14 protein-coding genes and 1 pseudogene are annotated in these 14283 nt (G+C 67.7%); 12 read left to right on the forward strand and 3 right to left on the reverse strand.

Annotated elements, in window-relative coordinates:
- Positions 1-986: 986 nt before the first annotated feature.
- Positions 987-2219 (reverse strand): tyrosine-type recombinase/integrase, encoded by a 1233-nt coding sequence (locus WJ35_RS02695; RefSeq protein ID WP_060042743.1) that lies wholly within the window; start codon positions 2217-2219, stop codon positions 987-989.
- Positions 2220-2397: 178 nt separating this feature from the next.
- Here WJ35_RS02695 and WJ35_RS02700 point away from each other — a divergent pair, with 178 nt between their 5' ends.
- From WJ35_RS02700 to WJ35_RS02715, 4 genes and pseudogenes are all read left to right on the forward strand, one after another.
- The gene (locus WJ35_RS02700) at positions 2398-2715 is read left to right on the forward strand and encodes a Dabb family protein (RefSeq protein WP_069238695.1); all 318 of its coding nucleotides are present in this window, start codon (positions 2398-2400) and stop codon (positions 2713-2715) included.
- A 53-nt stretch (positions 2716-2768) separates the two neighbouring features.
- Positions 2769-3191 carry a PaaI family thioesterase gene (locus WJ35_RS02705; RefSeq protein ID WP_155121853.1) on the forward strand — a complete coding sequence of 141 codons (423 nt, stop codon included), beginning with the start codon at positions 2769-2771 and terminating at the stop codon, positions 3189-3191.
- Between the two features lie 232 nt (positions 3192-3423).
- Positions 3424-4383 carry an alpha/beta hydrolase gene (locus WJ35_RS02710; RefSeq protein ID WP_069238696.1) on the forward strand — a complete coding sequence of 320 codons (960 nt, stop codon included), beginning with the start codon at positions 3424-3426 and terminating at the stop codon, positions 4381-4383.
- 55 nt (positions 4384-4438) lie between these two features.
- Positions 4439-4893: pseudogene (locus tag WJ35_RS02715) on the forward strand (GNAT family N-acetyltransferase).
- 42 nt (positions 4894-4935) lie between these two features.
- Here WJ35_RS02715 and WJ35_RS02720 read toward each other — a convergent pair.
- Together WJ35_RS02720 and WJ35_RS02725 are read right to left on the reverse strand one after the other, a co-directional pair.
- Positions 4936-5781, reverse strand: coding sequence for an NRDE family protein (locus WJ35_RS02720; protein ID WP_060234961.1), 846 nt, complete (start codon positions 5779-5781; stop codon positions 4936-4938).
- Between the two features lie 76 nt (positions 5782-5857).
- The gene (locus WJ35_RS02725; RefSeq protein ID WP_060234960.1) at positions 5858-6892 is read right to left on the reverse strand and encodes a YgfZ/GcvT domain-containing protein; all 1035 of its coding nucleotides are present in this window, start codon (positions 6890-6892) and stop codon (positions 5858-5860) included.
- A 77-nt stretch (positions 6893-6969) separates the two neighbouring features.
- Here WJ35_RS02725 and mltG point away from each other — a divergent pair, with 77 nt between their 5' ends.
- The 8 genes from mltG to WJ35_RS02765 all read left to right on the forward strand — a co-directional run bounded on the left by mltG (position 6970) and on the right by WJ35_RS02765 (position 14182).
- Positions 6970-7989, forward strand: a complete 1020-nt coding sequence (gene mltG, locus WJ35_RS02730) for an endolytic transglycosylase MltG (RefSeq protein WP_060234959.1) — start codon at positions 6970-6972, stop codon at positions 7987-7989.
- Complete coding sequence (gene tmk, locus WJ35_RS02735) at positions 7989-8609, forward strand: dTMP kinase (protein WP_060234958.1); 621 nt, start codon at positions 7989-7991, stop codon at positions 8607-8609. The genes mltG and tmk overlap by 1 nt, the downstream gene beginning before the upstream one ends.
- Positions 8610-8645: 36 nt before the next feature.
- The gene (locus tag WJ35_RS02740; protein WP_060234957.1) at positions 8646-9674 is read left to right on the forward strand and encodes a DNA polymerase III subunit delta'; all 1029 of its coding nucleotides are present in this window, start codon (positions 8646-8648) and stop codon (positions 9672-9674) included.
- Between the two features lie 89 nt (positions 9675-9763).
- A complete protein-coding gene (locus tag WJ35_RS02745) occupies positions 9764-10543 on the forward strand; it encodes a TatD family hydrolase (RefSeq protein WP_060234956.1) in 780 nt (259 codons plus the stop codon).
- Between the two features lie 46 nt (positions 10544-10589).
- Positions 10590-11294, forward strand: a complete 705-nt coding sequence (locus WJ35_RS02750) for an ankyrin repeat domain-containing protein (protein WP_059479095.1) — start codon at positions 10590-10592, stop codon at positions 11292-11294.
- Positions 11295-11360: 66 nt separating this feature from the next.
- Positions 11361-11717: a Rap1a/Tai family immunity protein gene (locus tag WJ35_RS02755; protein ID WP_029226518.1), complete on the forward strand. Its 357-nt coding sequence runs from the start codon at positions 11361-11363 to the stop codon at positions 11715-11717.
- 100 nt (positions 11718-11817) lie between these two features.
- Positions 11818-12990, forward strand: a complete 1173-nt coding sequence (locus WJ35_RS02760; RefSeq protein WP_060234955.1) for a mechanosensitive ion channel family protein — start codon at positions 11818-11820, stop codon at positions 12988-12990.
- A gap of 13 nt (positions 12991-13003) precedes the next feature.
- Positions 13004-14182 carry an AAA family ATPase gene (locus WJ35_RS02765; protein ID WP_060234954.1) on the forward strand — a complete coding sequence of 393 codons (1179 nt, stop codon included), beginning with the start codon at positions 13004-13006 and terminating at the stop codon, positions 14180-14182.
- Positions 14183-14283 lie beyond the last annotated feature (101 nt).

Genomic DNA, 14283 nt, shown 5'->3' on the forward strand with positions numbered 1-14283 from the left:
CCGCGCCGCTGACGCGAACGCCATCACCTAACCCAATGCCCTTATGTTCTAACTGCCATTACTGGGCGCGCGTTCAGTTCCGCGAATGTGCATTCGCTCGCCAAGAAGCGGCCAGATAACGTCTGCCTCTCTACTGTCTGGATATAGTCGTCGCCGACGGCCATAGGAATATACGTAGGATTGGGCGCAATTTCGTCAGGCCAGCCGCCAGTTACGGCCCCGAGGAGGTCTGGCCGATTCCATACGGCTGACAACGTGGACCATAGGGTAACGTCGATCACCTCGCCGGATGGTAACGTCCACCACGCGTGCAAGTTGATGCCGGACCGTCCTACGAAGTCCGATGCCCGCAACCCTTGCCGATACCAAGTCCGAAGATCGGCCCAACTCGGATCGAAAAAGGGTCTGCTTGAGCTCAAGACTTGTCCAAAGGTAAGCAGGATTGGCTCGCCAAATACTTCCTCCGCGTGAGGTCGGAGGGCATGACTCCACTTCACGCATTGCCCGACAGCGCCGACGAATGAATCAATGCCCAAATTTGAGATTCTCGCATGCAAGCGCTCGCCTAGCTTAGCTGTGAATAACTCGGTTTTAGTTACAGGAAGCCGCGTGAATGAAGCGCCGAGACCTTCGGTGAAGTCATACGCGGCACGCAATCTCGCAATGTATGTATCGGTCATAGTTTTTTCACTGGTGACGGCGTGATCTCTGCAATATCGGCAAGCGCAGCCCCGATCTTAAATCGGCACCTTCGATACCCAGGGTTGTCAGCCAAATCGGCCAGACAGAAACCGCTCGAACTGGGGGCGCAATTGACGGACGCCTCAATTATCTTGGCCTCATATCGGCGGGGAAGGAGGCAGTCAGCGACCTTATGCGGGTGTCCCAAACGGATCGATAGCGGCCTGTCCTCAGATGCACAAGCGTAGGTCTTGGCGTAGGTTTGCACAGGACGCCCCGTCAGGAAAGATGCAGGTGCTGCTGCATCATCGGTTACTGATGGGGGCGCTTGCGGTGCCCCGATCTTGGCATGCCTCTTCCTCGACGTCGTCCAGCCAGTTAGCCCATGCTTGCATCATCTCCCGGCGCTCCGGCAAATACTTGGCATGGTTGTATGTCGAGCGAGTCCTGTCCTTATCTTTGTGCGACAACTGCATTTCGACCACTTCGTCCTTCCACCCCATTTCATGGAGGTTGGTCGACGCAGTTGCTCGAAAGTCATGACCCGTTATCGGTTCCGGATTATCCGGAACCATGTAGTTGATAGCCCGATTGATCGTTGCGCGACTCATGTGCGGACGTTCTCGATTGCTATGCAGAATAGGCAGGATATACCCGCGATTTCCATACATCTCCTGCAGCTCGCGCAGAAGTCCAAGCGCTTGCTGGGGAAGGGGAACGATGTGGAGGCGCCGTGATTTTATTTTTTCCGGGGGTACTTTCCATTCAGCGGTTCCCAGGTCGATTTCGTCCCATCGAGCCCGGCAAAGTTCGATTGTTCGCGGAAACAGCATCATCAGCAATCGAATCGCAATCGCGGTTCGTCTGCTCTTGTAGGCCGGAAGCTGTCGGAAGAGCCGCTTTAGTTCTTCGCGGCTCAACGGCCGGGCATTCTCAGTCGGTGGCTTCAGGACCGAGCCACGCAGCACTGATGCGGGGTCCGTATCTGCCCGAAGTGTGATCACCGCGTATTGGAACACGTTCGATACGTACTGACGGAGCTTAATTGCTACGGAAGGCGAGCCCCGCTCTTCGACTCGGCGCATCAAAGCAAGGACATCGTGGGCGGTAATGGAGCGCATGGGGCGGTTTCCGATGAACGGGTACGCATCGGTTTCTAGCATGCGCAGAATCTCGCCAAAATGTCGTTCGGTCCATGTCTTCCGCTTCTTCTCCAGCCACTCGTCGCTGACGGCTCGAAATGTTGTTTTGCCTTCGTTGATACGCGCCGACAGCACTTCCTGTCGCGCGTGCGACGGATGCAGTCCCTTCTTTACGAGTTGGCGGGCATCGTCACGCGCTGCGCGAGCGGCCTGGAGGCTGACCGTTGGGTATTCACCGATCGCGAAGAGATTCTCCTTCCCGCCAATTCGGTACTTATATCGCCAGAGCTTGGAGCCGGACGGCTTCACCAACAGATACAGTCCATTGCCGTCGGTAAGTTTGGTAGGCTTGTTGTCTGCTTTCGCTTGTCGGATTTTGACGTCGGTAAGTGGCATAGTGAAAAAGGGGGTATCGACTCTGGATTATCGAAATGATACCCCCTTTTATACCCCCTTTTTTCTCGGATGGACACGATTTCCGACGAACGTAAGCGAACAGTGGAAGGGCGCAAAGCGACCGACTGACAAGGGTTTGCGGCAAATTCCCGAACCAACACGAACAGGAGCAACCGAAGTGATCCGACATATCGTCATGTGGAAACTGAAGGAAACCGCGGAAGGCGCGACGCGCGCGCAGAACGCGCTCAGGCTGAAGGAGAAGCTCGAAGCGTGCCGCGACATCGTGCCGGGCGTCCTTCATCTCGAAGTCGGTCTCGCGACGCCGGGCCTCGAAGCGACCTACGACGTCGTGCTGGTGTCCGACTTCGTCGACCAGGCGGCGCTCGATGCGTACCAGGTGCATCCGGTGCACGAGGAAGTGAAGAAATTCGTCGGCGCGGTGCGCGAAGCGCGCCAGTGCATCGACTATCTGTGCGACAACGCAGCACGATGAGCGACGCGGCATCTCCGACGGACGGCCCGTAGATCGAGAGCCCGTTCGTCGACATGCTCGGCGTGCAGCTCGTGTCCGCGAAGGACGGCAACAGCGAGATCCTGCTGCCGCTCGACGAACGGCACATGAACACGTGGAGCATCGCGCACGGCGGCGTGACGATGACGCTCGCGGACGTCGCGCTCGCGATGGCCGCGCGCAGCCTGACCGACGACGGCGTCGGCGTCGTCACGGTCGAGATGAAGGTGAACTTCATGCAGCCGGGGCGCGGCGAGTTGCGCGCATACGGGCGCGTGATGCACCGCTCGACGACGATGGCGTACTGCGAAGGCGAGGTGCGCGACAGCGAAGGGCACTTCGTCGCGAAGGCGCTCGGCACGTTCAAGTACATGAAGCGGCTCGCGGTAGGCCGCGACATCCGCCGGCAACGCAACCGCACCGCGCCGGACGCGCATCCCGGCCCGAGCGACGCGTAAGCGTCCGCACGCACGGCCCTGCCGATCACGGCAGGGCCGTTTCATTTTGCGCGGCGCGTCCGGCGCGCCGCCGGCTCGGCAGTGCGCGGCAAACGAAGCCATCGTTGCCTCACGCACACCTCGGCCGCAGCCTTCGCCACACCCTCCGCAGTGCCGCCGCCGCCCAACGGCTCGGCGCATGGCATCATGTGACGCTTGTCCGTTCACGGCGCCGCGCGCGCCGTCCTCACCGATGCCGCTGAATCCGAAGATCGCCCAGATACTCGACATGGTCGAGCGGGCCAGACGTCCGTCCTATCATCATCAGACGCCGCAGCAGGCGCGCGCGGCGTACGAGAAGAGCGCGCCGATCCTCGACGTCGCACCGGCGCCGATGCACTCGGTCGAGGACTGCGTCGTGCCGACGCGCGACGGCCGTTCGATCGGCGCGCGCCTGTACCTGCCGGTCGCGCCGAGCCTCGCGGAGCCGCTGCCGGCGCTCGTGTACTACCACGGCGGCGGCTTCACGGTCGGCAGCATCGACACGCATGACGCGCTGTGCCGGATGTTCGCGCGCGACGCGCAATGCGCGGTGCTGTCGGTCGGCTACCGGCTCGCGCCGGAGCACAAGTTTCCGACCGCGGCGAACGACGCGGACGACGCGCTGCGCTGGCTGCATCGCGAGGCGGGCGCGTTCGGCATCGACGCGGCGCGGCTCGCGGTCGGCGGCGACAGCGCGGGCGGCACGCTCGCGACCGTCTGTGCGGTGCTCGCGCGCGACGCGGGCATCCGGCTCGCGCTGCAGCTGCTGATCTATCCCGGCGTGACCGGCCACCAGCAGACCGATTCGCATGCGCGGCTCGCGAACGGCTATCTGCTGTCGCAGGACACGATCCAGTGGTTCTTCTCGCAATATGTCCGCGATTCGTCCGATCGCGACGACTGGCGTTTCGCGCCGCTCGACGGCACGCGCGGCGCGCCGTCGTTCGCGGGCGTCGCGCCGGCGTGGATCGCGACCGCCGAATACGATCCGTTGAGCGACGAGGGCGTCGCGTATGCGGACAAGCTGCGTGCGGCCGGCAATGCGGTCACGCTGACCTGCTACGCGGGGATGATTCACGAATTCTTCAAGATGGGCGGCTACATACCCGAGGTGCGCGTCGCGCATGCCGACGCGACGGCGGCGCTGCGGGCCGCCTTCGACGGCGTTTGACGAAGGTTCGACGGCGTTTGACGGCGGCGGCGCCCGGCGTCGCGCGGAGGAAGCGATGACGGACGGCTGGGTCGAAACGGAAACGCAGACGGGCGACTGGGCGGTGCTCGGCGCGGATGCCGCGCGCATTCGCGACGCGGTGTTCGTGCGCGAGCAGCGCATTCCCCCGGAGTGGGAGCTCGACGACGACGATCCGCTGTCGCGCCATGCCGTCGCGTACCGGATCGACGCGGCGACGGGCGCGCGCCGCGCGATCGCGACCGGGCGGCTGCTGCCGTCGGGCACGATCGGGCGGGTCTCGGTGCTGGCCGACGCGCGCGGGCAGGGCGCCGGCTCGGCGGTGCTGCAGGCGCTGCTGGACGAGGCGCGACGCCGCGGCGAGCCTGCCGTGCGGCTCTATGCGCAGGAGAGACGGCCGTGCCGTTCTATGTGCGGCATGGCTTCTCGACGATCGGCGAATGGTTCGTCGAGGCCGGCGTGCGGCACGTCGAGATGACGCGCGCGCCGTGAGCGTCGCGGCGGCGTCAGCCGATGCGACGACCGTCGCGCGCGTCAACGCGCCTGCGTCGCGTCGATGTCGAACGTGAACGCGCGCTCGAATGCGCCGGGACGGACGATGCGGTGCGAGCCGTCGTCGTCGCAGCGTTCCTTGATTTCCACCGTCAGCCGCACGCCTTCCTTCATCGTGACCCGCAGCGCGGTGGTGCCGCGCGTGCCGTATTCGGGCGTCTCGATGAACGCGGCGGACAGCGCGCGCTCGCGCTCGAGCGGGATGCCCGTGTGCGGCAGCGCGTCGTCCGCGGCGATGTGCGGGTCGCGCATCAGCGCGATCAGGTCGTCGAGCGGGGGTGTCGGGTCGTCGGTCAGCAGCGTGCCGAGTTCGGCGCGCTTGCGCACCACTTTCGGCCAGGGCGTGTCGAGCCGCCCATTCGACAGCGCATGCACGCCGGCCGGCACGAGCACGGGCGCGTCGACGCCGGCCGCGTCCTCCGCCGCGCGGTTGCAGAACCACGCGAGCTCACGCCGCTTCCAGTCGCCGACCAGCAGGTTGAAGCCGTTGTACACCGCGGCATGCTCGGCGAGCCGTGCGAGGTAGTCGAGCGGCGCGACCGCTTGCCCGCCGAGGTAATCGGACACGAGCTTGCCGCGGGTCGGCGCGCCCGCGCGGATGTCGAACGGCGCGCGATAGTTCGTGAGCGCCGCGAAGCGGCCGTCGCGCGACACGCCGAGCCACGTGCCGCCGGCTTCGAGATCGCGGCCGGCCAGCAGGCCGGGCACATCCTCCCACCATGACAGCGGCGCACTGGTGCGACGGAAGAACTCGTCGCGGTTGGCGACCAGGGTGAACACGGGACCGGCGGCGGCATCGGGCTGCCAGTCGAAGGCAATCAGACACATCGGGCAAATCTCTCGCTTCGAACCTCGGCCGCCGGCCGCACCGCGCGGGCCGGCGCCTGAACATTGGGATGGCCGGTCAAGCCTCCGTCGGCCATGCGTAGGGCAGCGGCTCGAACGCGAGCGCCGGGCCGTCAGCCGCGCCGAGATGCACGCTGCCGCTTTCCAGCGCAGCGAGCTTGATCTCGACGAGTGCGTCGACGCCGCCGGCCGGTGCGGCCGCCGCGTTCACGACCATCCCGCACGGCTGGCTGGGGTCGTCGCTGTGGAACAGCTCGATGCCGGCGCGCACCGCATCGGTGTCGCCCGCGGCGTGCGCGAGCGCGGTGCGGCGCTTGATCGTGCCGCGATACTGGCTGCGGGCGACGATTTCCTGGCCCGGATAGCAGCCCTTGCGGAAATTCACCGCGCCGATCACGTCGAAATTGATCATCTGCGGCACGAACTGCTCGACGGCCGGCTGCGTGACGCGCGGCTCGCCCGCGCGGATGTCGAGCCAGTCCCACACGGCCGGCGACACGGCGGGCAGCTTGCCGTCGAGCGCGGCGAGCCGCGCGTCGACTTCCGCGCGCGGCCCGATCCACAGGTAGCGCCGCTTGCCGGCGGCGTCCGGCATGCGGATCAGCGCGCCGGCGGGGCCGTCGACCTTCACGTGCACGCCGTCCGGCAGCGCGTCGAAGATGCCCGACAGCGCGGCGCGCACGTCGCCGGCGAAGCCGACCACGGCAAGCGCGTCGCTGGCGTCCGCGAGCTTCGCCTTCGCGCGCAGCACGAACATCGACAGCCGCTTCTGCACCGCGGCCTGCACGTCCTTCGAGACCAGCAGGCGCACGTCATGGCCGGACCGCCAGGCGACGAACGATGCGAGCAGGCGCCCCTTCGGCGAGCAGTAGCCGGCGAGCCGCGCGCTCGCGGCGTCGAGGTGTTCGATGTCGTTGGTCAGCTGGGTGTGCAGGAACGTCGCGGCATCGTCGCCGGCGACGTCGATCACGCCGAACTGCGGCAGCGGCATGTATGCGCCCGCCGCGTCGAAATCGGCGGCCGGCGGACGGGGGAACACGGGAAGCGGGGCGGGTGCGGCCTGGGCAGCCGGTGAAGCGAACGGTGTGCTCATGGAATGAGGGAACAGTCAACCCTGACTTTGACGGAGGCGAGCAAGTATTATATGGGTCTTACCTGAGTCACGTTTCCATGTCCCTACTGAAGAAATGCGCCGCAACGGTCGCGGCGCTGGCCGTCGTTGTGGTCGCCGCCGGCGCGGGCGGCGCGTATTACTGGGCAACCCGCCCGCTGCTGCTCGGCGCCGCGCCGCTCGACGTCACGATCAAGCCGCGCAGCAGCGTGAAGAGCGTCGCGCAGCAGCTCAAGCGCGGCGGCGTGCCCGTCGAGCCGTTCGCGTTCGTCGCGATGACGCGCGTGCTCGGCCTGTCCAGCCAGCTCAAATCCGGCAACTACGAATTCAAGAGCGGCATCACGCCTTACGACGTGCTGCAGAAGATCGCGCGCGGCGACGTCAACGAACACGTCGCGACCGTGATCGAAGGCTGGACCTTCAAGCGGATGCGCGCGGAACTCGACGGGAATCCGGATCTCGTGCACACGACCGCCGGCATGAGCGACGCCGACCTGCTGCGCGCGATCGGCGCGCCGGACAGCGCGGTCAGGCGGGGCAGCGGCGAAGGGCTGTTCTTTCCCGATACCTACCTGTTCGACAAGGGCACGGTCGACCTGAACATCTACCGGCGCGCGTACCGCCTGATGCAGACGCGTCTCGACGAGGCATGGGCGGCGCGCGCGCCGGGCCTGCCGTACAAGACGCCTTACGAAGCGCTGACAGTCGCGTCGATCGTCGAGAAGGAAACCGGGCATGCGGCGGACCGCGCGTTCGTCGCGGCGGTGTTCGCGAACCGGCTGCGCATCGGCATGCCGCTGCAGACCGATCCGTCGGTGATCTACGGGCTCGGCGACGCGTACGACGGCCGCCTGCGCAAGCGCGACCTGCAGGCCGACACTCCCTACAATACGTACACCCGGCGCGGGCTGCCGCCGACGCCGATCGCACTGCCCGGCGTCGCGGCACTGCAGGCGGCGATCAATCCGGCGGCGACGAGCGCGCTCTACTTCGTCGCGAAGGGCGACGGCACGAGCGTGTTTTCCGACTCGCTCAACGACCACAACAAGGCCGTGGACAAATACATACGAGGTCAATAATGGCGCGCGGTAGATTCATCACGTTCGAAGGCATCGACGGGGCGGGGAAGACCACCCACCTCGAATGGTTTTGCGAACGGCTCCAGGACAAGCTGGCCGGCGCCGGCCGGCAGGTCGTCGTCACGCGCGAGCCGGGCGGCACGCAGCTCGGCGAGAAGCTGCGCGAGATCCTGCTGAACCAGCCGATGGACCTCGAGACCGAGGCGCTGCTGATGTTCGCCGCACGGCGCGAGCACCTCGCGCTCGTGATCGAGCCCGCGCTCGCGCGCGGCGACTGGGTCGTGTCCGACCGCTTCACCGACGCGACGTTCGCGTACCAGGGCGGCGGCCGCGGGCTGCCGCGCGACAAGCTCGAGGCGCTCGAGCGCTGGGTGCAGGGCGGCTTCCAGCCGGACCTGACCGTGCTGTTCGACGTCGCGCCGCAGGTCGCGAGCGAGCGGCGCGGCGCGGCGCGGATGCCCGACAAGTTCGAGAGCGAATCCGACGCGTTTTTCGCGCGCACGCGCGGCGAATACCTGCGGCGCGCGGCCGAGGCGCCGCAGCGCTTCGCGATCGTCGATGCGACGCAGTCGATCCCCGAGATCCGCAGGCAGCTCGAAGGCGTGCTCGCCGCGCTGTAACTCCGGACGGCCGCTTCGCTTACCTTTGGAACACACATGATCTATCCGTGGCAGACCGACGACTGGAACCGCCTGCAGCAACTGCGCGCGCAATGGCCGCATGCGCTGCTGCTGCACGGCCAGGCCGGGATCGGCAAGCTGCAGTTCGCGCAGCATCTCGCGCAGGGCTTCCTGTGCGAAACCCCGCAAACGAACGGCGAGCCGTGCGGCGCGTGCGCGGCCTGCACGTGGTTCGTGCAGGGCAACCATCCCGACTACCGGATCGTGCTGCCGGAAGCGCTCGCCGGCGAAGCGCCGGGCGCGGCGGATGACGCCAAGCCGGCGGACGCCGACGACGGCGGCAAGAAGACCCGCGCGCCGAGCAAGGAAATCAAGATCGAGCAGGTGCGCGCGCTGCTGGATTTCTGCGGCGTCGGCTCGCACCGCGGCGGGGCGCGCGTCGTCGTGCTGTATCCGGCCGAGGCGCTGAACGTCGCCGCGTCGAACGCGCTGCTGAAGACGCTGGAGGAGCCGCCGGCGGGCGTCGTGTTCCTGCTCGTGTCGGCGCGCATCGACCGCCTGCTGCCGACCATCATCAGCCGCTGCCGGCAATGGCCGATGACGGTGCCGGCGCCGGACGAGGCCGCCGCGTGGCTGGCCGCGCAGGGCGTCGCGGACGCGCCGGCGCTGCTGGCCGAGGCGGGCGGCGCGCCGCTCGCGGCGCTGGCGCTGGCGAGCGACGAGAACCGGCCGCTGCGCGACTTCACGCTCGGCCAGCTCGCGGCCGGCGCGGGGTGCGACCCGTTCGCGTGCGGCGAGGCGCTGCAGAAGCTGCCGGTGCCGCTCGTGCTCGGCTGGCTGCAGCGCTGGCTGTACGACCTGCTCGCGCAGCGGATGGCGGGCGCGCCGCGCTATTTCCCGGTCCATGCCGCCGCGCTCGCGCGCTGCGCGGACGCGCTCGACGCGAATGCGTTCGCGCGCTTCATGAAGACCGTGACGCGCCAGCGGATGGTCGAGAACCATCCGCTCAATGCGCGGCTGGTATTCGAGGAACTGTTTCTCGGATATCGTGAAATGTTCGAGTGAGCGCCGGCAAGCGGCTCGACCGCGCACAGGGCGCATAACCGGCGGCGCGGGCCCGAGCGGCCGCCCGTCACCCGCATTCAGGAAACACGATGTTCGTCGATTCTCACTGCCACATCAATTTCAAGGGTCTCGCGGACCGCCTGCCGGCGGTGCTCGAGAACATGCGCGAGCACGACGTCACGCACGCGCTGTGCGTGTCCGTCGATTTCGAGACCTTGCCCGAGGTGCTCGCGATCGCGCAGGCGCACGACAACGTCTATGCGTCGGTCGGCGTGCACCCCGACCACGAGGACGCACAGGAGCCGACGCTCGCCGAGCTGATCGAGCTGGCCGCGCACCCGAAGGTCGTCGCGATCGGCGAGACGGGCCTCGACTACTACCGCCTCGAAGGCCGCTCGATCGCCGACATGGAATGGCAGCGCGAGCGCTTCCGCACGCACATTCGCGCCGCGCACGCGACGCTGAAGCCGTTGATCATCCACACGCGGTCGTCGTCGGAGGACACGCTGCGGATCATGGCCGAGGAGCGCGCGGAGGTGCCGGGCGGCGTGATGCACTGCTTCACCGAGCCGTGGCCGGTCGCCGAGCAGGCGCTCGCGCAGAACTTCCACATCTCGCTGTCGGGGATCGTCACGTTCAAGAACGCGACCGACGTGCAGGACGTCGCGCGCCGCGTGCCGCTCGACCGGCTGCTGATCGAGACCGATTCGCCGTATCTCGCGCCGGTGCCGTATCGCGGCAAGCCGAATGAACCTGCGTACGTCAGCCATGTCGGACGCTTTATCGCATCCGAGCGCGGCATCGCCGTCGAGGCGCTGGCCGATGCGACGACGCAGAACTTTTTCCGGCTGTTCAAGATCGCCCGCTGACGGCGGTGCGACGCAGCCGACAACCCAGGGGAAGGAGCCCACAACAATGACCAAGCCGATCAAACATCTGCCGAAACGTGCGCTCGCCGCCGCGCTGGTCGCGGGCGGGCTGTTCGCGGCCGCCGGCGCGCACGCGGAGTCGCTCGAAGCGATCGTCAAGGCGGTCAAGTTCGACGACATTGCCGACATCGGCAAGCAGTTGAAGAACGGCCTTGATCCGAACACGCTCGCGCCGAACGGCGATCCGCTCATCGTGATCGCCGCGCGCGAGAAGTCCGACAAGGTGGCGGCGGCGCTCGCCGCGGCGCCGAACGTCGACCTCGAGAAGGAAGACAAGGCGGGCGAGAACGCGCTGATGCTCGCGTCGCTGAACGGCGACGTCGGTCTCGTGAAGCTCCTGATCGACAAGGGCGCGGAGGTCAGCAAGAAGGGCTGGGCGCCGCTGCACTACGCGGCCACCAACGGCCAGGATGCGGTCGTCAAGGTGCTGCTCGACCATGACGCGTACATCGACACGGCATCGCCGAACGGCACGACGCCGCTGATGATGGCGGCGCGCGGCAACCATGCGTCGACGGTGAATCTGCTGCTCGACCAGGGCGCCGATCCGCAGGTGAAGAACCAGCTCGGCATCACCGCGCTGGAGTTCGCGAAGCATTACAAGGCGCCGGATGCGATCGACATCCTGAGCAAGCGCACCGAGCGCATCGGGGCGGCGACGCCGGGCAATGCCCAAAAGAGTGCAAAATAGCGGTTTTGGGCGCGGCAGCTAGGTGCGGCCGGCGGCGCCTCGGATCGCTTTGACATAAGGAACACCATGTTGCGGGCTATGTTTTGTGCCGCGGCGTTCGCCGTGCCGTTGTCGGCGGCGGCTTTCACGGGCGCGGATCTCGATCGGCTGTGCGCGAAGACGGACGTGAAGTCGCGGGCGTCGTGCGCGGCCTACATCGAAGGCGCCGCCGACGGCGTCTACAACACGATCGATGCGATCGGCGGCACCACCGGGCCGCGGGTCGGCCAGTATTTCTGCCTGCCGCCCGACATCAAGGCGCAGCAGATGACCGACGCGGTGCGCAAGTACATCGCGGAGAATCCGAAGCTGGCCGACTACAACGCGAGCACCGCGGTGTCGCTCGGTCTCGGCAAGGCGTTTCCCTGCAGGGGCGGCAACTGAACTGAAGCCGTGTCCGGGCGCGGGCTGCGCCCGGGCGTCGCCGATGCATCCAGGACGAGGCGCATGATGCGCCTCCTGAACCGAAGAGGCTCAGGCGTCGATGATTTCACTCGAGGAACTGCGGCGCATCGCCGATGCGCCATTGCATTCGTGGCTCGGCACGCTGATCGTGTCGGCCGTCATCCTGCTGGTCGGCGCGGCCGCGCACCGGATCGGCGCGCGCATCGTCAAGCGCATCGCGAGCCCCTATCCGATGCTGAGCGTGGAACTGCGCTACATCGACAAGCCGTCGCTCGTCACGCTCGCGCTGCTCGCGCTCGAATTCGTATGGCTGCAGGCCGACGACGGCGTGCCGTTCGTGCGCGGCATGCGCGCCGCGGCGGCCGTCGGCACGATCGTGGCGCTGACCTGGCTGCTCGTGCGGCTCGCGGCCGCGGTCTGCGAGGCGATCATCCAGGCCCATCCGCTGGACACGGCGGACAACCTGCAGGCGCGTCGCATCCATACGCAGGCGCGCGTGCTGTCGCGGACCGTGATGGTGCTGATCGTGATCGTCGGCACCGGCGCCGCGCTGATGACGTTCCCGAACGTGCGCCAGGTCGGCGCGAGCCTGCTCGCGTCGGCCGGGGTCGCGGGCCTCGTCGCCGGCATCGCCGCGCGCCCGGTGCTCGGCAACCTGATCGCAGGCCTGCAGATCGCGCTGACGCAGCCGATCCGGCTCGACGACGTCGTCGTGATCCAGGGCGAGTGGGGGCGCATCGAGGAAATCACCGGCACCTACGTGTCGGTGCGACTGTGGGACCAGCGGCGGCTCGTCGTGCCGCTGCAATGGTTCATCGAGAATCCGTTCGCGAACTGGACGCGCAACAGTGCCGAAATCATCGGCACGGTGTTCCTGTCCGTCGACTACCGGACGCCGCTCGCGCCGCTGCGCGAGGAGCTCGCGCGGCTCGTCCAGGGCGCGCCCGAATGGGACGGCCGCGTGCAGGTGCTGCAGGTGACCGACGCGACCGAGCGCACGATGCAGTTGCGCGCGCTCGTCAGCGCGGCGGATTCGTCGCTGTGCTTCGACCTGCGCTGCCGCGTGCGCGAGGGGCTGATCGCGTACATCCAGTCGCATTACCCGCAGTGCCTGCCGCGCAGCCGCACCGAACTGTTTCCGCACGCCTCGGCGCCGGACGCGCCGAATCCCGCACGCCCGCGCGAACGCGCGCCTGCCGCCAGCACGGCGGCGAATACCGCGGCCGATCCGCAGGCCGTCGACGGACGCTGACCCGCCCCCGATCATGACGGCACTCCATACGCTCGCCATTGCCAACTACCGCTCGCTGCGCGAACTGATCGTGCCGCTCGCGGCGCTGAACGTCGTGACGGGGCCGAATGGCAGCGGCAAGTCGAGCGTGTACCGCGCGCTGCGGCTGCTCGCCGACACCGCGCAGGGCCGCGTGATCCCGTCGCTGGCCCGCGAAGGCGGGCTGCCGTCGACGCTGTGGGCCGGCCCCGAGCGGTTCTCGCGGTCGATGCTGGCGGGCGATGCGCCCGTGACGGGCACGGTGCGCTCGGGGCCGGTGAGCCTGAAGCTCGGCTTCGCGAGCGACGATTTCGGCTATGCGATCGACCTCGGCCTGCCGGTGAAGAACGACGACTCGATGTTCGGGCTCGATCCGGTCGTCAAGCGCGAATGCATCTGGAGCGGGCCGACGTTGCGGCCGTCGACGCTGCTGGTCGACCGGCAGGGCGCGCAGATTCGCGCGCGCGACGCATCGGGCGACTGGTCGACCGTCCCGCAGCCGGTCGCGAGCTTCGACAGCATGATGACGGAGTTCGCCGACCCGCGCGGCGCGCCGGAGATGATCGCGGTGCGCGAGCGGATCCGCTCGTGGCGCTTCTACGATCATTTCCGCACCGACGCGCAGGCGCCTGCGCGGCAGTCGCACGTCGGCACCCACACCCCCGTGCTCGCGGACGACGGCGCCGACCTTGCCGCCGCGCTGCGGACGATTCGCGAGATCGGCGACGGCGCGGCGCTCGACGCGGCGATCGACGACGCGTTTCCGGGCGCGTCGGTCGAGATCGACAATCCGGGCGCCCGCGGCCGCTTCGAGGTGCTGATGCGCCAGCCGGGGCTGCTGCGTCCGCTGGCGGCCGCCGAGCTGTCGGACGGCACGCTGCGCTACCTGCTGCTCGCGGCGGCGCTCCTGACGCCGCGGCCGCCCGCGCTGATGGTGCTGAACGAACCGGAGACGAGCCTGCATCCGGACCTGCTGCCGGCGCTCGGCCGCCTGATCGCGCAGGCGGCGCGGCATTCGCAGGTGATCGTCGTGTCGCATGCGGCGCGGCTGATCGCGACGCTCGAGCGCGAGGCCGGCTGCGAGTCGCTCGTGCTCGACAAGCGGCTCGGCGCGACCGCGCTCGTCGATGCCGACACGCGGGATTTGCCGCCGTGGAAATGGCCGTCGCGCTGACGCGCGGCGCGTCGTCCGCCGGGGCTCCGACCCCTGTATCGGCAGGGGGGGCGAGTGTATCCGGTCTGTAACAACACCCATAAAATGCAAGACCCCCGGTG

The sequence above is a fragment of the Burkholderia ubonensis genome (genome assembly GCF_001718695.1).
GTDB classification, from domain to species: domain Bacteria; phylum Pseudomonadota; class Gammaproteobacteria; order Burkholderiales; family Burkholderiaceae; genus Burkholderia; species Burkholderia ubonensis_B.